Origin of the sequence: Govania unica (assembly GCF_027920805.1) — a bacterium.
Taxonomy (GTDB): domain Bacteria; phylum Pseudomonadota; class Alphaproteobacteria; order Sphingomonadales; family Govanellaceae; genus Govanella; species Govanella unica.
Genome location: NZ_JANWOI010000001.1, coordinates 24,894 through 43,286, shown reverse-complemented (window position 1 = coordinate 43,286; position 18,393 = coordinate 24,894). Strand labels below are relative to the sequence as shown.

Below are 18,393 nucleotides of genomic sequence, written 5' to 3'. Positions count from 1 at the left end.
CGGCCCCATCATCTGTAATTAAAGCTTAAGCCTTGCCATCGCGCAGGAAATCGGACAATGCGGCCACATGTTCTGGCGGAGTTTCCGGAACAAATCCATGGCCAAGATTGAAAACATGCGGACCATTTTTAAGGCCGTCAAGAATCCGGCGAGCATCATCAATCATGCCCTGACCGCCTGCAACCACCAATCGTTGATCAATATTGCCCTGGACCACGCCATAGGGCTGCAAAGCCTCGGCAGCCCAGTCGGCGGGAACCGTGGCATCGAGGCTGACGCCGTTAACGCCGGTTTCCTTGATGAAACGGACATAATTGATCCCAGCGCCGCGCGGAAACCCGAGGATCGGAACATCTGGATAGCGCGCCTTGAGGATCTTCACGATGGCGGCTGTTGGCTGAATGCACCAACGGTCGAACTGCCCGGCGGACAGACTTCCGGCCCAGGTATCGAAAAGCTGAATGACCTCAGCCCCGGTTTCAATCTGTTTCAGAAGATAAGCGGCGGTTGACTGCACCAGCAGATCCATGAGCTTGGAAAAGCCTTCAGGGTCCCGGTAAGCCCATGTCTTGGCCGCTGCCTGGTCTGGGGTGCCACGACCGGCAACCATATAGGTGGCAACGGTCCAGGGAGCCCCCGCAAAGCCAATCAAAGCCGTTTCCGTAGGCAGAGCGGTGGTCAGGCGGTCAATGGTCTCATAGACCGGCGCTAGCCGTTCATGGAGATGATCCATGTGGAGCAAAGACAGCTTTTTAAGATTTTGAATGGGATCGAGAAGCGGTCCTTCACCTTCGACGAAGCGGACATCCTGTCCAAGGGCATGGGGAATGACCAGAATATCCGAAAACAGGATAGCGGCGTCCATGCCGAAGCGGCGGATCGGTTGCAGGGTAACCTCGGTCGCGAGCTTTGGATTGTAGCAAAGATCGAGAAAGGATCCAGCATCGGCACGGGTGGCTTTGTATTCGGGCAGGTAACGGCCGGCCTGACGCATATACCAGAAGGGTGCACGGTCCACCGGTTCATGCCGTAAAGCCTTGAGGAAACGTTTGGAGCTGTTCTGATTGCCGTTCATGCCGTTCATACTGACATCCTTGCAAGGGATCAAAAGTTATCCAGACCCGCCCGCCTTATACTTATCTATAGTTTATAAAGAAAATATAGGAGTGGATAGTAGGGCCTGTGGATAACGTTGATGAGAAATTATCCACAGAGTTATTCAGGGTCTTGTTTGGTCACGGGCCATGGATAGCATTTTTTGTGCAGGATCGGGACAAGTTTGTGGGACACCTGATTTCTGAGCCTGTGGATAACGGGGAAAAGTTGAATAATCGTTCAAATATGGGCTTTTGACGGGGCAAGGAAAATCTCTATCCCCATATTTTTCACGGACGATCAGGATTGGGAGGGACTCTTGGGACGGCGTTCGAATGGATTTGATGGTTTTGTCGGCAAGGGTCAAAGAGGGTAGGTTATCCACAGAATAATAGTTATTCGACCTTGACCCCATGAGGCTCCATGTTCGAAATATCTGAGACTGAAGACCAAGGGCAAGAAAGGCCGCTGATGAGCAAGTTTCACCTGCATCTCGTATCGGATTCGACCGGCGAAACGCTTGATGCCGTGGCCAAGGCCGCCCTAGCCCAGTTCCAGGGTGCGGATCCGGTCAAGCATTCCTGGACCATGACCCGCAACATGCGTCAGCTTGATTTCGTGCTGGACGATATCCGCCAGAAACCTGGCATCGTCATGTTCACGCTGGTCAATGAGGAGATGCGGACGGCGCTTGTGTCCTATTGCGACAGTGCGAAGATTCCCTATCTCGCGGTGATTGATCCGGCCATTGCCTTTTTTGGCCGTTATCTCGGAGAAAAGGCCCAGGCCAAGCCGGGGCAGCAGCATGTGCTCAATACGGAATATTTCCACCGTATCGACGCGCTCAATTATACGCTGGCCCATGATGACGGGCAGGTCAGCGAAAATCTGTCCAAGGCCGATGTCATTCTGGTTGGCGTCTCCCGCACGTCGAAAACTCCGACCTGCATTTATCTTGCGAACCGGGGGATTAAGGCGGCCAATATCCCGGTGGTCAAGGGCTGCCCGTTGCCGGAACAATTGTTCACGGTGAAGGAACCGCTGATTGTCGGACTGGTCACAAGCCCGGACCGGCTGGTGCAGATCCGCGAAGCCCGTCTCAAAGCCATGAATGAAGACCGGAGTTCGAGCTATGCCGATCCGGATCGGGTGCGCGACGAACTGGTCTATGCCCGGCGTTTGTTCACCGATCACGGCTGGCCGGTGATTGATGTGTCGCGGCGCTCCATCGAGGAAACGGCGGCGGCTATTTTCAATCTGCTCAACCAACGTCGTGAGGGGTCCGAGGCGGGGAAAGTGTTATGAGTTCTGCTCCTGCATTTGTTTTGGCGTCGCAAAGTGCGGCGCGGGCCCGCATGTTGACCATGGCCGGGCTTGAGTTCGCGACGCTCTCGGCCAAGGTCGATGAAGAGGCCGTGAAATCCGCCATGCTGGCCGAAGGCGCGACCCCGGCCCATGTGGCGGAGACGCTCGCCGAACTGAAAGCCGTGCGGCCGTCGGCCAATCTGCCGGGGGCGCTGGTGCTTGGATCGGATCAGGTGCTGGTGGCCGAGGGGATGCTCTATTCGAAACCGGAAACTCTGGCCGAGGCACGGGCGCAATTGCAGGCCTTGCGCGGCAAGACCCATGAGCTGATCACGGCGGCGGTGATCGCCCGCGACGGTGTGGCGGTGTGGCGGCATGTGGCGCGGGTCCGGTTGGTGATGCGCAGTTTTTCCGATGAGTTCATTGACTGGTATCTCGGCAAACTCGGCGACCGGGCCCTGCAGACGGTCGGTTGTTATGAGATCGAGGGTCTGGGCTCGACGCTTTTTGCCCGCGTTGACGGCGATCCTTATGTCATTCAGGGCCTGCCGCTGCTTGCGGTTCTCGATTTTCTGCGCAGTCATAAGGTGGCCATGGCATGAGCGACCAGAAATCCTTGCCCGGCGTGAGCGGCGCCGCCAAACTCGCCGGCGTGATCGGCTGGCCGGTGACCCATTCGCGGTCGCCGCGTCTTCATGGCTATTGGCTGCAGGCCCATGGCATTGATGGCGCTTATCTGCCGCTTGCGGTGCCGCCGGCTGAGCTTGAGCGGGCCTTGCGCGCCCTGCCCGCGCTTGGCTTTCGCGGCGTCAATGTGACCGTGCCTCATAAGGAAGAAGCCTTGAGACTGGTGGATGAAGCGACCCCGCTTGCCCGCCGCATCGGGGCCGTGAACACGATCATCGTGCGCGCCGATGGCAGCCTGCTTGGCGATAACACTGACGGCTATGGTTTTATGGAAAATCTGCGGGAGCGTGCGCCGGACTGGAACCCTGCGGCGGCTCCGGTGGTGGTGCTTGGCGCGGGCGGCGCGGCGCGGGCAGTGATCGCGGCGCTGCTTGAGGCCGGAGTGCCGGACATACGGCTTTATAATCGTTCGCCGGAACGGGCCCGAGAGCTTGCTTCGGTATTTGAGCGGGTGACGGCGCTGCCGTGGGAGGCGCGGGAAGAGCGGCTCGCGGATGTGGGGTTGCTCGTCAACACAACGACGGTCGGCATGAAAGACGGGGCTTCGCCGTTGGCGCTCGACAAACTGAATGGACAGGCGCTTGTAACTGACCTTGTATATGTGCCGCTTGAGACGCCCTTGCTGGCGGCGGCGCGGGCGCGCGGTAATCCGGTAGTAGATGGGCTTGGCATGCTTATTCATCAGGCGCGGCCGGGCTTTGCCGCCTGGTTCGGGGTCGAGGTGCGGCCGAGCGAGGCGCTCCGCGCCATGTTGCTTGCAGATCTTGCAGCATGAGACGCTTCGGCCCCATCGTGCTTGGTCTCACCGGCTCCATCGGAATGGGCAAGTCGGAAACGGCGCGCATGTTCCGCCGCGAACGGGTGCCGGTGTTCGATGCCGACGCCGCCGTGCATCAGTTGATGGCGAAGGGTGGTGCTGCGGTGGCGGTGATTGCTGCGGCGTTCCCGGGCGTGGTGCAGGATGGCGCGGTGGATCGGGTGGCGCTTGGCGCTCAGGTGTTCCGGGATCCGCTGGCGCTGCGGCGGCTTGAGGCCATTTTGCATCCCCGGGTGCGCGGGATGGAAATGCAGTTTCGCCATCGCGCGGCCATGCGCCGCCTGCCGCTGGTGGTGATCGATGTGCCGCTGTTGTTTGAAACCGGTGGTGAGGATCGCTGCGATTATGTTGCGGTGGTCAGTGCTCCCGCCTATATCCAGCGGGCGCGGGTGCTGCAACGGCCGGGCATGACGGCGGAACGCTTCGCCCATGTGCTGTCACAGCAGATCCCCGATCAGGAAAAACGCCATCGTGCCGATTTCATCATTGAAACCGGGCTCGGCAAGCACCGGGCGCTGATGACGGTGCGGCGCATTATTCGCAGTTTGACCAAGGGCGTTTAAAGCTATGCGGGAAATCGTTTTCGATACGGAAACCACGGGCTTCGATCCGGCAAGCGGCGACCGGGTGGTGGAAATCGGCTGTGTCGAGATCGTCAATCTCATTCCGACCGGCCGCTCGTTCCATAAATATGTCAATCCGGAACGCGACATGCCGGCTGAGGCTTTCGCCGTTCACGGCCTGTCGGCGGAGTTCCTACGTGGGCATCCATTGTTTGCCGAGGTCGTGGCCGAGTTTCTCGATTTCATCGGCGATGACCAGCTGGTGGCCCATAACGCTGAATTCGATATCAAGTTCTTGAATTTTGAACTGAAAAAGCTTGGCTTTCCGCCGCTCGCAGCGGTACGGGTGGTAGATACCCTGGCCATAGCCAGGCGTAAATTTCCGGGGTCGCCGTCCAGCCTTGATGCGCTTTGCAAACGTTTTGGCATCGACAATTCCGTGCGTGACAAGCATGGCGCCCTGCTCGACTCGGAATTGCTGGCTGAAGTTTATCTTGAACTGATGGGTGGGCGTCAGGTCGGGCTTGAGCTTGGCTCGGCGGCGGCGGCGAAAACCGTGGCCAAAAGCGCCCGCGAGTTTCGCGCCCCGCGGCCCCATGCGGCGTCGGACACCGAACTCGCGGCCCATACGGCATTTGTCGACAAGCTTAAAAACGCCGTATGGCGGCAGACCTGAAAAGTCCTGCCGCCATACGGTTGAAAATCAAAGCTTAAGATCAATTGATCTGATTGGGATGGCCTTCGACTTCTTTCTGGGCTTCGGCCTGGGCCTGCGCCAGATGCTGGCGATAGAGCGTGGCGAAATCGATCGGTTCCAGAAGCAGCGGCGGGAAGCCGCCGTCGCGGGTCACATCGGCGATGATGCGGCGGGCGAAGGGGAACAGAATGCGCGGGCATTCGATCAGCAGGAACGGCTGCAAAGCCTCGTCCGGCATATTGACGGCGGCGAAAATGCCGGAATAAAGCAGCTCGACGAGGAACGCCGGGTCGTTGTCCTGCAGCGCCTTGGCGGTGATCTGCAGATCGACTTCGAAGCGGTCATCGGCCACGCGACGGGCGTTCACATTGACGCCGACATCGATCTGCGGCTTGACTTCGCCAAGCTTCTGCAGGCTGGCCGGAGCGCCCGGATTTTCAAACGACAAATCCTTCACATACTGCGCGAGGACACCGACCTGAATGAGCTGGTCGTCGGCCGTTTCGCCGACTGCTGGCTGAGCGCCGCTGCCGTTTGTGGTATCTTCAGACATAAGGTCCTGATCCTTGGGTTTGATGACATTGAAACCGTCTGCCGGACCCTCTCCCCGGATCGCAGCAACAGAGCGTTTGGCTAGCATGGATCTGGCAGAGGAACAAGCCCCTGCGCTCAGTCCTGGCCCGAGTCCTGGCCCTTGTCCCGGGCTGGCAGGATCGGCCGTGGGCCTATGTTTTGGTCGTCCGTTTCGGTGAATTCGCCTTCGATGATATCGTCATGCAGGGGTGCCCGGGTTGTGCTGCTTGACACCACGGTCATATTTTTCAGCATCCACAGACCCAGCAGGGTGCGGATCGGCGGCACCAGCAAAAGGATGGCCAGAATATCGGTCAGAAACCCGGGAATCAGAAATAAAATCCCGGCCACTGCCAGCATCAAGGAATGCAGCATGCTGGCGACCATGGGTTTGGCGGCGGGCTTCTTAAGACTGCTGCGCAGCTTGACGATCTGAGCCAGCCCTTGGGCGCGCACGATCATCAGCCCGACGACCATGGACAGAATGATCAGACCAAGCGTCGCCCATAGCCCGATCGCCCGGCCGACGACAATAAACATGGCGATCTCGGCGAATGGTAAAGCCAGAAAAACTAGGGGTAAAAGTCGGGGCACGCTATTATGAACTCTGCTTTGCGCCTTGAGCTTTGACGCTCGAAAGCCTATGTATCAAGATGAATAACAAACAGCTCTTGATCTGTTAGAAAGAATAAGGGGCCTTTGTCCGGCCTGCAAGTCCCCGACCCCCGGGTTGTGTGGTGAGGCGGACGTTTTCAGCCCAAGGTTTAGGATTCCGCAATGAACGACGGCTTCCAGTTTCTCGATATCATTTTCCTGGCCATGCTGGCGGGGTTCATTGCCTTGCGCCTCAGAAGCGTACTTGGCCGCCGGACCGGACATGAACGCCCGCCGGAGGAAGCCTCGCGCCGTTATACTGGGGCTCCGAAGGACGATAGCAAGGCTCCTGAAAAAGACCCGGTGAAGGATCGTGATTATGGAATGGATGTGGAACCCGACGCGAAACCTGTGGTCATGACGCAAAACACCACCGATTACCGCATGGTGTTGAGCCCGTCCTCGCCTGCCTTTGACGGGGTCGAGGACATTCGCCGCCGTGATCCGGGATTCTCCCCGTCGCAGTTCGCCGCCGGTGCGCGGGCCGCTTATGATATGATCCTGACCGGGTTCTGGGACGGCAAGACGGCTGAATTCCGGCCCTATGTCAGCGACGAAGTGTTCGCCCAGTTCGAAGCCGCCATTCGGATGCGCAAGACGGAGGGGCAGACGCTCCGCAACAAGCTTGACCGCGTGAGCCGGGTCGAATTCGCCGATGCCAGTCTTAACGGCACTGTTGCTTCCATCAGCATGCTGTTCGTGAGCGACGCCATTCTGACAACGCTCGACCGCGAAGACCGCATCATTGCAGGCGATCCGTCCGATCCGGTCGAAGTGAACGACCAATGGACATTCGAACGCGATCTGCGCGGCAATGATCCGAACTGGATACTGGTTGCCACCCATTCCGTCATGCCCTGACCCGGGGGCATGCAGGGTCATGAGCTCTCGACAGACTCGGCTTCTCACAACTTTCTTTTTCGTCAGTTCGGCGTTCGTGGGCTTTGCCCTGATCGTCTGGATGGCGCTGCGTCTGATGCCGGCGCCGCCGGCGAAACTGCACTTTGTCCCGCAAAGCTTTGACAGTCTGCCGGGCTGGGCGGCGGATGATCAGGCGGCGGCGCTTCAGACGTTTCTCGTCTCCTGCACACGTATGGAAACCAAGCCGCAGACCCTGAACGACTCTGAACGGGCGGGGTGGCTTGAGGTTTGTACCGCGGCGCGGGCGGTGCCGCCGGATGACAAAATCGCGGCCCGGCATTTTTTCGAGCGTGAGTTCACGGCCTATGCCATCCGTCTGGGACGGGACGAGGACGGACTGCTCACCGGCTATTATGAGCCCGAACTGCGCGGCAGTCGCAGCCCGAGCGCGATCTATGCGACGCCGCTTTATCGTCTGCCGCCGGATCTGGTGACGGCCGATCTCGGCGCGTTCAATCCGGACTATAAGGGCAAGACCCTGACCGGGCGGCTGCTTGGCAATCGCATCCTGCCCTATTTCGATCGTGCGGATATCGCGGCCGGAGCTTTGGCCGGACAACATCTTGAGCTGTTGTGGGTCGATGATCCGGTATCCGCCTTTTTCCTGGAAGTGCAGGGCTCGGGCCGGGTCGTGCTTGAGGATGGCAGTCTGGTACGGGTCGGTTATGCGGGCAAAAACGGCCTGCCCTATACGGCTATCGGTCGGGTGCTGATCGATCGCGGGGCCATTTCGCGGGAGGATGTCAGCCTGTTCACCATCCGTGACTGGCTCAATGCCCATCCCGATGAAGCCGCCGATCTTCTCAACGAGAACCGCTCCTATGTGTTTTTCCGGGAACTTGATGGCCCGGTGGGCAACGCCATCGGCAGCGAGGGCACGGAACTGACGCCCGGCCGCTCGCTTGCGGTGGACCGCAAATTATTTCCCATGGGCGTGCCGATTTATATCTCCGGACAGCTGCCGGAGGGTGGCGGGCCGCTTGATCGCCTGATGGTGGCGCAGGATACCGGCGGGGCCATCACCGGCCCCATGCGCGGTGATGTGTTCTGGGGACCGGGTGGGGAGGCTGAATTTCTCGCCGGTCATATGAAGGACAAGGCGCGCTTTTTCCTCCTGTGGCCGCGTGTCTTGCCGGCGCGATCGTGATGACCCGGCGCCGCCGATCGCTGACCGGGGAGGACGTGGAGCTTTGGCGTTATGCCACCCGCGACGTGAAACCGCTCGACAAGCTGCCGAATATTGTCCCTGAAGCGGATGTGCTGATGACGCCCAAACGGGCGGCGCGGCAATCGGGCCTGCCGACCTTGCCGCAAGTGCTGGCGGCGGTTCATGTGCGCGCAGCACCACCGCTTGTGGGTGCGGCTCCGAACCGGCAATGGGAACGCAGCCTGAAACGCGGCGAGATGGAGATTGATGCCCGCCTCGATCTTCATGGCCAGACCGAGTTGCAGGCCCATAGTCGGCTCATGCGGTTTGTTATCAATGCGGCGGCCATGGACGCACGCCGTCTGCTGGTGATCACCGGCAAGGGACGAGAGGGACAGGGCCTGCTGAAAACCCGCCTGCCCGGCTGGCTGACCGAGGGCGAATTGCGGCCTTTGGTGATGGCGGTGCATCCGGCCCATATCAAGGACGGTGGCGACGGCGCTTTTTATGTGATCCTGCGGAGACGGCGCGGATGACGCCGTTCGGGGAAAAAATCCGCGCCATGCGGGAGGCGCGCGGGTTGACGCAGGCCGATATGGCGGCCGCCCTGCAGATTTCGGCGGCCTATCTGTCGGCCCTTGAGCATGGCCACCGGGGCCGCCCGTCCTGGGCGCTGGTGCAGCGAATCATTACCTATTTCAATGTCATCTGGGATGAAGCCGAAGACCTTGAAGCGCGGGCCCGGCTGTCCCATCCGCGTGTGACTGTGGACACGAGCGGCCTTAATCCCAAAGCCACCTATTTCGTCAACCGGTTGGCGCGGGAGATCGGGCAGTTGCCGGAGGCGACGCTCGATCGGTTGATGGCGGTGCTGACAGACAAGAGGTAGATGGATTGCCGGGTCAAGCCCGGCAACGACATTTACTCTAATTCTACGGTTCATACGGCAGCCGTCATCGCGAGCCGCGTAAGCGGCGTGGCGATCCAGAACCTTGGGGCGGTGAGACTGGATTGCTTCGGCTTCGCCTCGCAATGACGGACTAGTGATGGATTGCCGGGTCGAGCCCGGCAATGACATTTATATCCATTTAAATAATGCCGATAATTCCTGTCATACGCGGGCTTGACCCGCGTATCCATGGTTCAGCCGATCGACGCCTCAAGCACGGATTTTAGCACCTGCTCCGGCACCTCACGGCTTAAGAAACTGTCGCCGATGGCGTGGGCGAGGACGAAGGTCATGGTACCGGCTTCGACTTTCTTGTCTTGTTTCATATGGGCGATGAGCGCGTCGGCGTTGAACCTGCCGTCGAGATCGGCAATGCGCACCGGAAGGCCGGAGCGGGCGATCAGGGCGCGGGCGCGGGCGGCGTCCGCTTCCGGGCAATGACCGAGGGCCACCGAAAGATCAAAGGCCAGCGCCATGCCAAGCGCCACGCCTTCGCCATGGAGCAGGCGGTCGCTGTAGCCGGTTTCGGCCTCCAGGGCATGGCCGAAGGTATGGCCGAGATTGAGGAGGGCGCGGCGGCCGGTTTCGCGTTCGTCTTCGATGACGATGGCGGCTTTGGCGTGGCAGCTGGTGACGACGGCGTGATTGAGGGCGGCGGCATCTCCGGCCAGCACAGAAGAGCCATTGGTCTCAAGCCAGTCGAAAAAGGCCGCGTCGCCCAAAAGGCCGTATTTGATGACTTCGGCGAACCCGGCTCTGCGGTCGCGCGGGCTTAGGGTGCTCAATGTCCCGGTGTCGGCGAGCACCAGGCGCGGCTGATGAAAGCTCCCGATCAGATTTTTGCCCTGGCGCACATTGATGCCGGTCTTGCCGCCGACCGAGCTGTCGACTTGCGACAAAAGCGTAGTCGGGATCTGGATGAAATCGACGCCGCGCCGCAGGATGCTTGCGGCGAAGCCGACGAGATCGCCGATCACCCCGCCTCCGAGCGCGATCACCTTGTCATTGCGCTCAACTTCGGCATCGAGGAGTTCGGACAGCAGGCGTTCAAGGGTCGGGAAGCTTTTGCTGCCCTCGCCCGCGGGCAGAATGATGGCGCGGGCGCTGATCCCGGCTTCCGCGAGGCTTGCGGTCAGGGGCTTCAGATAATGCGCGGCCACGGTTTCTTCACTGACGATGACCAGTTGCGGGCGTTTGAGGAAGGGGCGGATATGCCGTCCGGCCTCGGCCAGCAGACCCGCGCCCACGTAAATGTCATAGCGCCGGGCGCCCAATTCCACGGGAACGATCGTGCTGTCAGTCATGGCTGTCGCTTTCACTGGGGAAGACCTTCCGCAGGGCGGCGATGATGTCTTCGACAACTTCGTCATGGGGGCCGCCGCCGCTTTCGACCGTGATGTCGGCCTCGGCATAGACGGGATAGCGTTCGGCGGCGAGCCGGGTCAGGATTTCGCGCGGGTCGCCGGTCCGCAGGAGCGGCCGGGTGTTGCGCCGCCCCACCCGCTCGACCAGCAGCGGAATATCCGCCTTGAGCCAGACCGAAATGCCGATGTCCTTGATGCGCGCCCGGGTTTTCGGGTCCATGAAGGCGCCGCCGCCGGTGGCCAGCACCAGAGGGCGGCCTTTCAGCAGGCGGGTGATGACGCTGCGTTCGCCCTTGCGGAATTCGGCCTCGCCGAAATCCTCGAAAATTTCGGTGATGCTGCGTCCGGCGGCGGTCTCGATCTCGGCGTCGGCATCGACGAAGGACAGGCCAAGCCGGGTGGCGAGCCGCCGACCGACGGTGGTCTTGCCCGCGCCCATGAGCCCCACGAGAACGATGGTTTTCGACAGCCGCAAAGACACCACGGGCCGGTTCGAAGTCTCGTTCAGAGCTTCGTCCTGGGGCTCGGCATCGTCAGCCGTCGGTTGTTGTGCATCGTCGGTCATAAAAGCTTTAAGGTCTTGAACCGTGTTTTGGGCGGCCATCATTACACGGTTCTCCGCCCGCTTTCCAGTGTTAGCCCTTTATTTGCTAACTTGTTGACAGCCGATCAATATGGCGGTTGTCGCGCCGTCCTGGCTGGTTATAATCGCGGGGAACTTTTCTTACCTCGGGCAGTCTCCTTTCGGGCCTGTCCTTTGCTGCGGATGCGGACGACATGGGTAAATTCTCGCTGGTCATTTTTGTCCTTCTGCTCGTGGGGGCCGGTGCGGGCCTGGTGTTCCTGCTGAACTGGAACATTCCTGCGCCGTCGCAAAAGGTCGAAAAGGTGTTGCCAGATGATATGTTCCCGCACTGACAGTTTGTGGTTGCGCCGCGTTTGTGGACTTACCGCCGGAGCCTTGATGCTCGCGGCGGTGAGCGCGCGCGCGCAGGATCTGCCGCCTGAGGACAGCCCGCCAGAGGAATCCCTGCCTGCCGAAGCTGCTCCTGCCGAAGTTCCGGCCGAAGACATGTCGCAACCGCCGAAATCGGTTGAAGTTGACGCCCTGGGCGGCTTGCGGCTTGGTGGGATGGGCTTGATGGATAGCACCGAGGGGAAACTCCCGGTCACGTTATGGCAGAACAGTGAAGTCGGCGCGGTGACGGCGCGGCTGCTGGCGGTGCCCGATCAGGTGCCGTCGCGTGCCCTGCAGGAACTGGAGCGCCGGTTGTTGCTGACGGCGGTCCCGCCGCCCGCGACCCCGGACGATCAGGCCGATCTCGATTTTGTTTCGGCCCGGCTTGACCGGCTGGCGGCGACCGGCGATGTGGCGTCGGTGGCGGCTTTTCTCGACCGCATCGGCAAGGATTTTCAGCATGAAGGCCTGAGCCAGTTGCGCATCCAGGTGGATCTGCTGACCGGACGGGAACAAGACGCCTGTAGTGCCGCAGCGGCGACCCATGGCGACGATGTGGAGCCCGAATGGCTGCGGCTTGCAGCTTTTTGCCGGGCGCTCGGCGGTGATCTGGATGGGGCGGGGCTTGCGCTTGAGATGCTGGCCGATCAAAAGGCCAAATCTCCAGCGTTTGACCAATTGATCGCGATCTATTTGAAACAGCAGGCCAGCGGCGACGCCGAAGACAAGCCCGGTCCGCAAGTGAAAAGCCTGAAGGGGCCGACACCGCTGGTGCTTGCGCTCGCGCGGCGGACCCGGATCAAGTTGCCTGCCGATGTGCTGAGCGGGGCTCCGCCTCTGGTGTTCGGGGCGCTTGCGGACATGGAGGATCTGGATATCGCGGTGCGTCTGCCCGCGGCCGAGTGGGCTGCGGCTCGCGGCGGCTATGGGCTTGATCGGCTGGCGGAGCTTTATGCGGCCATGCCGCTCAAATCGGGTGATCTCGCCAATGCCGCGGCCCGCGCCAAGGCCGAGCCGGGGCGGTCCACATATATCAATGCGCTGATCTATCAGGCGGCGGCCGCCGCCGCCAGCACGGAGGCGCGACTGGCCGTTCTGCGCGCAGGTTATGCGCGGGCACGGGCGGATGGCAGCCGCATGTTATATGCGGCTGTGATGGCGCCTTTTCTTGACCAGATCACGCCGGACGGCGCGCATGTGGCTGCGGCGGGCGATGCACTCCGCATGTTGCTGCTGGCCGGGCATATGGAGGTGGCCGAGGAATGGTACGGTCTGCTCGGTCGTCAGGCCGCCATCGACAATCACGAGGCGACGGAGCAGGTGACGGCGCTTTGGCCGCTGTTGATGGTCTGGGCGCCGCGTCCCGATGATAATCTGCGGCAACCCGGGGCGTCGTCGGTGTCCTATTCGGCAGATTATCTGCGCGACTGGATCGCGGGCCGCGAGGGGCTTCCGCCCGAGCAACGCGCCCGGCAGATCACCCTCGTGACTCTGCTGCTGACGCGGGCGGGGTTTGCCGTGCCGGCCGATCTTGCGTCCTCCGAGGGCATCGAGGGCGCGGGCTTCGATCTCGCCATCATCTCGCGCGAGGGCCGCATGGGCGAAACCATTCTTGAGTGCCTGAAGCTGACCGGGGGCGGGTTGTCCAAGCTTGCGCCGGACGCCGTGGTGACCATCAGCGATGCGCTCCGGGCTGTTGGACTTGACCGCGATGCCCGCCGGGTGGTGACGGAAACCCTGATTATTCAAGGGCTTTAGGCATGGCCGGCAAGCCGGTCGCCTCCCCTCAGGTCGAGGGGTTTCTTGAAATGCTCGCGGCCGAACGCGGTGCCTCGGCCAACACCCTTGCTGCCTATGCGCGTGATCTCGCCGATCTCGCGGCAGTTCTTGGCGAGCGCGGACTGAGTTTAGAGGCGGCAGAGACCGACGATCTCCGGGCCTATCTCGCGCTCCTGGCCAGCCGCCAGATGAGCCCGGCCACGGCCTCCCGACGACTTTCGGCCATGCGGCAGTTTTATGCGTTTCTGCAAGGTGACGGGGTGCGTCCCGATCACCCGGCGGCGGCGCTCGACAGTCCGGCGGCTCGTCGTCTGTTGCCGAAATACCTGACCGAGGGCGAGGTGACTCGACTGCTGGAGGTGGCGCAGGCGCGCTGCCCGGCGGAGACGGCGGAGCTTACGCCGAAGGGCCTGCGCGCCCTGCGGCTCCATGCGCTTCTTGAAATTCTGTATGCAAGCGGCCTTCGGGTGACGGAGCTTGTGACTCTGCCAGCGACGGCGATCCGTGCTGACCGGCCCTATTTATATGTGCGCGGCAAGGGCGACAAGGAACGCGCCGTGCCGATCTCGGAACGGGCGCGGGCGGCGGCGGGGCGCTATCTTGCGGCGTCCACCACGGACAAAAAGACGGTGTCGCGTTGGCTTTTTCCGTCGTCGAGCGCCGAGGGTCATCTGACCCGTCAGCAGTTCGGCCATTTGCTCAAGGACCTGGCGGTTGAGTCCGGCATTCCTCATGGGCGGTTGTCGCCGCATAAGCTGCGTCATGCCTTCGCCACTCATCTGGTGGCGCGCGGGGCGGATTTGCGGGCGGTGCAGAAAATGCTCGGCCATAGCGATATCACCACCACCCAGATCTATACCCACGTGGCCGATGCCGAGAAACACAGGCTCGTCCAGGACGGCCATCCCCTGGCCAGAAGGCCAGAGGGCCGGCGTTCCGTTGACAAGGACGACGGAGGGCAGTAGCGTGCCGGAAACTCCCCCGGGCGTTCTCCGCTGCGGGGTTTTATCATGCGTGACAGACAGGACGAACAGCCGGCATGACAGCCTTCCTCGACTTTGAAAAGCCGATCGCTGAACTTGAAGGTCAGATCCGTGAACTCAAGGCGATGCCGACCACCAGCGGGTTCGATGTCGACAAGGAAATCAAACTTCTTGAGGGCAAGCTTCAAAAGCTCATGAAGGGCACCTATGCGAAGCTCACCGCCTGGCAGAAGACGCAGGTTGCCCGCCACGGCGAACGGCCGCATCTGCCGGATTATATCAAGGGCCTGATCGAGGATTTCACGCTGCTGTCCGGCGATCGTGCTTTTGCCGATGACAAGGCCATTTCGGGCGGCATTGGCCGTTTCCGCGGTCAGTCGGTCATGGTCATCGGCCATGAAAAGGGCGAAGACACGCAAAGCCGCATCCGTCATAATTTTGGTATGGCCCGCCCCGAAGGCTACCGCAAGGCCATCCGCCTGATGCAATTGGCCGATCGTTTCCGTCTGCCGATCCTGACCTTCGTGGATACCCCGGGCGCTTATCCGGGCATCGGTGCCGAAGAACGCGGCCAGGCCGAAGCCATCGCCCGTTCAACCGAAGCCTGTCTTGGCGTCGGCGTGCCGTTGATATCGATCATCGTCGGTGAAGGCGGGTCTGGCGGCGCTGTGGCGCTCGCCGCTGGCAACCGGGTGTTGATGTTTGAACATGCGGTCTATTCGGTGATCTCGCCCGAAGGCTGCGCCTCGATCCTGTGGCGCACCGCCGACAAGGCCCGCGACGCCGCCGAAGCCCTGAAGATCACGGCGCAGGATCTGTTGAAGCTGAAAGTCATCGACGAAATCGTACCGGAGCCGGTGGGCGGCGCCCATCGCAACAAGGCCATGGCCATCAAGTCGCTCGGCGATGCGATCGAACGTAATCTGAGCGAACTCACCCCCCTAACCGCCGACAAGCTGCGCCAATTGCGCCGCGACAAGTTCCTTGCCATGGGGACGTCGGAGCTTAACTGAGCGGGTTTTCGGGATAGAAAAAGAAAATGACCGGGTTTTGGCCCGGTCATTTTTTTATGTTTGGTTCTGGCGGGTGGATTGCCGGGTCAAGCCCGGCAATGACACAGATAATAGTTGTCATGACCGGGCGTGGACACCGGTCATCCATCTGTTTTGCTTACATCGCGCCGTGGCAATGTTTGAACTTTTTGCCTGAGCCGCAGGGACAGGGGGCGTTTCTTGGGACATGGGCCCAGGTTGCCGGGTCGTTCGGGTCGAGGCCGGTCTCGAAAACCGGGAGCGCGTCGTTTTCGCCGGTCAGCGGGTCGATATGCTGGGGGTGGAACTGGTTGAGATCGGGTTCCTCAAGCTCGGACGGCATGAATTGTGGCGCGAGCTGCACATGGGCGAGCAGCAGGGTGACCTGATCGCGCACATGGGCCAGCATGCTTTCGAACATGGTGAAGGCTTCGGTGCGATACTCATTGAGTGGATCGCGCTGGGCATAGGCGCGGAGGCCGACCACTTGACGCAGCGCATCGAGATGCGACAGATGCTCTTTCCAATGCTGATCAAGGCTTTGGAGAAGAATGGTTTTTTCCACCGAGCGCAGGGTTTCCGGGCCAAAATTCGCGGCCCGTTCGGCCATCTTGCGGTTGGCATGGTCATGCAGCCGCTCGCGCACGATGGTTTCGTCGACGCCTTCTTCCTGGGCCCAATCCTTGACCGGGAGCCCGAGGCTGAACACGCGTTCGACCTCGGCATCGAGACCGACGGCATTCCATTGTTCGGGATAGCTGCGGGCCGGGATATGGGCGGCGACCAGGGCCTCGATCACTTCGTAACGCATGTCGGTGATGGTTTCGGCCACCTCCGGAGCATCCATGATTTCGCGGCGCTGTTCATAGATGACCTTGCGTTGGTCATTCATGACGTTGTCGTATTTGAGCAGGTTCTTGCGCACTTCATAGTTGCGCGCTTCTACCTTTTCCTGGGCTTTTTCGATGGCGCGATTGATCCAGGGATGGATGATCGCTTCGCCGTCCTCAAGGCCGAGCTTGACCAGCATGCCGTCCATGCGCTCGGACCCGAAGATGCGCATCAGGTCATCCTGCAGGCTGAGGAAGAATTTGGAGCGCCCGGGATCGCCCTGACGGCCTGAGCGGCCGCGCAGCTGGTTGTCGATGCGGCGGCTTTCGTGGCGTTCGGTGCCGATCACGAACAGACCGCCGGCTTTCAACACTCTCTGGCGATCGACGGCGACTTCGGCATGGATTTCGGCAATGCGTTTTTCGCGCGCGGCCTCATCGGTGATATCGGCGGTTTCGTTGGCAATGCGCATGTCGACATTGCCGCCAAGCTGAATGTCGGTGCCGCGTCCAGCCATGTTGGTGGCGATGGTGATGGCGTCCGAGCGTCCGGCCTGGGAAATGATATAGGCTTCCTGCTCATGATAGCGGGCGTTCAGCACGTTATGGACGATGCCGCGCTTCTTGAGCTTTTCCGCCAGATATTCCGACTTTTCGATGGACACCGTGCCAACCAGCACCGGCTGGCCGCGTTTCTGGGCGTCCTCGATCAGGGTGATGATGGCGTTGGTTTTTTCTTCGTCGGTGCGATAGACCTCGTCATGGTCATCGATGCGCTGAATCTGCACATGGGTCGGCACTTCGATGACGCCGAGGCCATAGATGTCGGCGAATTCGGTGGCTTCGGTCGCCGCCGTGCCGGTCATTCCGGCAAGCTTCGGATAAAGCCGGAAATAATTCTGGAAGGTGATGGAGGCGAGCGTCTGGTTTTCCGGCTGGATCTCCACATGCTCCTTGGCTTCGAGCGCCTGGTGGAGACCTTCGGAATAGCGCCGGCCGTCCATCATGCGACCGGTGAATTCGTCGATGATGATGAGCTTGTCATCCTTGACGATGTAATCGCGGTCGAGCTGGAACAGCTTGTGGGCTTTCAGGGCCTGATTGAGATGGTGGACGACAGCCACGTTCTCGCTGTCATAAAGATTGCTGCCATGGAGCACGCCGGTGGCCTCAAGCAGGCGTTCCGCATGTTCGGTGCCGTCTTCGGTGAGCGTCACCTGGCGGCTTTTTTCGTCGAGGTCGTAATCGCCAGCCACAAGTTTCGGGATGATGACGTCGACGGCGGCATAAAGCTCGGACTTATCTTCGGAGGGGCCGGAGATGATCAGCGGCGTCCGCGCTTCGTCGATCAGGATCGAGTCCACTTCGTCGACGACGGCGAAATTGAAGGCCCGCTGCACCAGCATCTCGCGGCTGTATTTCATATTGTCGCGCAGATAGTCGAAGCCAAGCTCGTTGTTGGTGGCATAGGTGATGTCGCAGGCATAGGCTTCTTTGCGGCGCAGATCGTCAACGCCCGGAACCACCACGCCGACCGTCAGACCGAGAAAACGGTAAACCCGGCCCATCCAGTCGCTGTCGCGGCGGGCCAGATAATCGTTGACCGTGACCACATGCACGCCCTTGCCTTCGATGGCGTTCAGATAGGTGGCGAGGGTGGCGACCAGCGTCTTGCCTTCGCCGGTCTTCATTTCGGTGATCTTGCCCTGATGCAGGATGATGCCGCCGATCAGCTGCACATCGTAATGGCGCTGCCCGAGCACGCGGTGGGCGGCCTCGCGCACCGTGGCGAAGGCATCGATCAGAATGTCATCGAGCGTCTCGCCTTTTTTGAGCCGGTCGCGGAATTCCTGGGTGCGCGCCGCAAGGGCTTCGTCACTGAGGGCCTGAAGCGCCGGTTCCTTGGTATTGATGGCTTCCACGGTGGCTTTGAGTCCACGCACATAGCGGTCATTCGAAGAGCCGAAGAGCTTGCGGGTAAGTTTGCCAAGACCGATCATGCGTTCACTCGCGCTAGAGAGACGACGGACGGCGGAAGGC

19 protein-coding genes are annotated in these 18,393 nt (G+C 60.9%); 13 read left to right on the top strand and 6 right to left on the bottom strand.

The window, feature by feature from the left end; translation table 11 throughout:
• Positions 1-25: 25 nt before the first annotated feature.
• The gene (hemE, locus tag NYP16_RS00200) at positions 26-1,084 is read right to left on the bottom strand and encodes a uroporphyrinogen decarboxylase (RefSeq protein ID WP_274942088.1); all 1,059 of its coding nucleotides are present in this window, start codon (positions 1,082-1,084) and stop codon (positions 26-28) included.
• A gap of 482 nt (positions 1,085-1,566) precedes the next feature.
• Here hemE and NYP16_RS00195 point away from each other — a divergent pair, with 482 nt between their 5' ends.
• Genes NYP16_RS00195 through dnaQ form a run of 5 tightly spaced genes read left to right on the top strand, consistent with a single transcriptional unit; the run spans position 1,567 to position 5,143 of the window.
• Positions 1,567-2,400 (top strand): pyruvate, water dikinase regulatory protein, encoded by an 834-nt coding sequence (locus NYP16_RS00195; RefSeq protein ID WP_274942087.1) that lies wholly within the window; start codon positions 1,567-1,569, stop codon positions 2,398-2,400.
• Positions 2,397-3,002: a Maf family protein gene (locus tag NYP16_RS00190; RefSeq protein WP_274942086.1), complete on the top strand. Its 606-nt coding sequence runs from the start codon at positions 2,397-2,399 to the stop codon at positions 3,000-3,002. Before NYP16_RS00195 ends, NYP16_RS00190 begins: the two co-directional genes overlap by 4 nt.
• On the top strand, positions 2,999-3,862 hold the full coding sequence (locus NYP16_RS00185; protein WP_274942085.1) for a shikimate dehydrogenase: 864 nt from the start codon (positions 2,999-3,001) through the stop codon (positions 3,860-3,862). The genes NYP16_RS00190 and NYP16_RS00185 overlap by 4 nt, the downstream gene beginning before the upstream one ends.
• Entirely contained in the window at positions 3,859-4,467 is a 609-nt protein-coding gene (gene coaE / locus NYP16_RS00180) for a dephospho-CoA kinase (protein ID WP_274942084.1), read from the top strand. Before NYP16_RS00185 ends, coaE begins: the two co-directional genes overlap by 4 nt.
• 4 nt (positions 4,468-4,471) lie before the next feature.
• Positions 4,472-5,143 (top strand): DNA polymerase III subunit epsilon, encoded by a 672-nt coding sequence (gene dnaQ / locus NYP16_RS00175; protein ID WP_274942083.1) that lies wholly within the window; start codon positions 4,472-4,474, stop codon positions 5,141-5,143.
• Positions 5,144-5,183: 40 nt separating this feature from the next.
• On the opposite strand, the gene secB is transcribed toward dnaQ, so the two are convergent.
• Positions 5,184-5,717 carry a protein-export chaperone SecB gene (gene secB, locus NYP16_RS00170; RefSeq protein ID WP_274942082.1) on the bottom strand — a complete coding sequence of 178 codons (534 nt, stop codon included), beginning with the start codon at positions 5,715-5,717 and terminating at the stop codon, positions 5,184-5,186.
• A 116-nt stretch (positions 5,718-5,833) separates the two neighbouring features.
• A complete protein-coding gene (locus NYP16_RS00165) occupies positions 5,834-6,331 on the bottom strand; it encodes an FxsA family protein (protein ID WP_274942081.1) in 498 nt (165 codons plus the stop codon).
• Positions 6,332-6,514: 183 nt separating this feature from the next.
• On the opposite strand from NYP16_RS00165, the gene NYP16_RS00160 reads away from it, so the two are divergent.
• The 4 genes from NYP16_RS00160 to NYP16_RS00145 are packed head-to-tail and all read left to right on the top strand — an operon-like array spanning position 6,515 to position 9,348.
• Positions 6,515-7,252 carry a Tim44/TimA family putative adaptor protein gene (locus NYP16_RS00160; protein WP_274942080.1) on the top strand — a complete coding sequence of 246 codons (738 nt, stop codon included), beginning with the start codon at positions 6,515-6,517 and terminating at the stop codon, positions 7,250-7,252.
• A 19-nt stretch (positions 7,253-7,271) separates the two neighbouring features.
• Positions 7,272-8,459: a murein transglycosylase A gene (gene mltA, locus NYP16_RS00155; protein WP_274942079.1), complete on the top strand. Its 1,188-nt coding sequence runs from the start codon at positions 7,272-7,274 to the stop codon at positions 8,457-8,459.
• Complete coding sequence (locus tag NYP16_RS00150) at positions 8,459-8,995, top strand: Smr/MutS family protein (protein ID WP_274942078.1); 537 nt, start codon at positions 8,459-8,461, stop codon at positions 8,993-8,995. The genes mltA and NYP16_RS00150 overlap by 1 nt, the downstream gene beginning before the upstream one ends.
• Positions 8,992-9,348 carry a helix-turn-helix domain-containing protein gene (locus NYP16_RS00145; RefSeq protein WP_274942077.1) on the top strand — a complete coding sequence of 119 codons (357 nt, stop codon included), beginning with the start codon at positions 8,992-8,994 and terminating at the stop codon, positions 9,346-9,348. Before NYP16_RS00150 ends, NYP16_RS00145 begins: the two co-directional genes overlap by 4 nt.
• A gap of 254 nt (positions 9,349-9,602) precedes the next feature.
• Here the strand turns inward: NYP16_RS00145 and aroB are convergent, their stop codons facing one another.
• Together aroB and NYP16_RS00135 are read right to left on the bottom strand one after the other, a co-directional pair.
• On the bottom strand, positions 9,603-10,712 hold the full coding sequence (gene aroB, locus NYP16_RS00140; protein WP_274942076.1) for a 3-dehydroquinate synthase: 1,110 nt from the start codon (positions 10,710-10,712) through the stop codon (positions 9,603-9,605).
• A complete protein-coding gene (locus tag NYP16_RS00135) occupies positions 10,705-11,337 on the bottom strand; it encodes a shikimate kinase (protein ID WP_274942075.1) in 633 nt (210 codons plus the stop codon). The genes aroB and NYP16_RS00135 overlap by 8 nt, the downstream gene beginning before the upstream one ends.
• Before the next feature lie 212 nt (positions 11,338-11,549).
• On the opposite strand from NYP16_RS00135, the gene NYP16_RS00130 reads away from it, so the two are divergent.
• The 4 genes from NYP16_RS00130 (at position 11,550) to NYP16_RS00115 (ending at position 15,505) form a co-directional block, all read left to right on the top strand.
• On the top strand, positions 11,550-11,690 hold the full coding sequence (locus NYP16_RS00130; protein WP_274942074.1) for a hypothetical protein: 141 nt from the start codon (positions 11,550-11,552) through the stop codon (positions 11,688-11,690).
• Positions 11,671-13,488 carry a hypothetical protein gene (locus tag NYP16_RS00125; RefSeq protein ID WP_274942073.1) on the top strand — a complete coding sequence of 606 codons (1,818 nt, stop codon included), beginning with the start codon at positions 11,671-11,673 and terminating at the stop codon, positions 13,486-13,488. The genes NYP16_RS00130 and NYP16_RS00125 overlap by 20 nt, the downstream gene beginning before the upstream one ends.
• A 2-nt stretch (positions 13,489-13,490) precedes the next feature.
• Complete coding sequence (locus tag NYP16_RS00120; RefSeq protein WP_274942072.1) at positions 13,491-14,474, top strand: tyrosine recombinase; 984 nt, start codon at positions 13,491-13,493, stop codon at positions 14,472-14,474.
• Between the two features lie 74 nt (positions 14,475-14,548).
• Complete coding sequence (locus NYP16_RS00115; protein ID WP_274942071.1) at positions 14,549-15,505, top strand: acetyl-CoA carboxylase carboxyltransferase subunit alpha; 957 nt, start codon at positions 14,549-14,551, stop codon at positions 15,503-15,505.
• 157 nt (positions 15,506-15,662) lie between these two features.
• On the opposite strand, the gene secA is transcribed toward NYP16_RS00115, so the two are convergent.
• Positions 15,663-18,353 (bottom strand): preprotein translocase subunit SecA, encoded by a 2,691-nt coding sequence (gene secA, locus NYP16_RS00110; protein ID WP_274942070.1) that lies wholly within the window; start codon positions 18,351-18,353, stop codon positions 15,663-15,665.
• Positions 18,354-18,393: the final 40 nt, after the last annotated feature.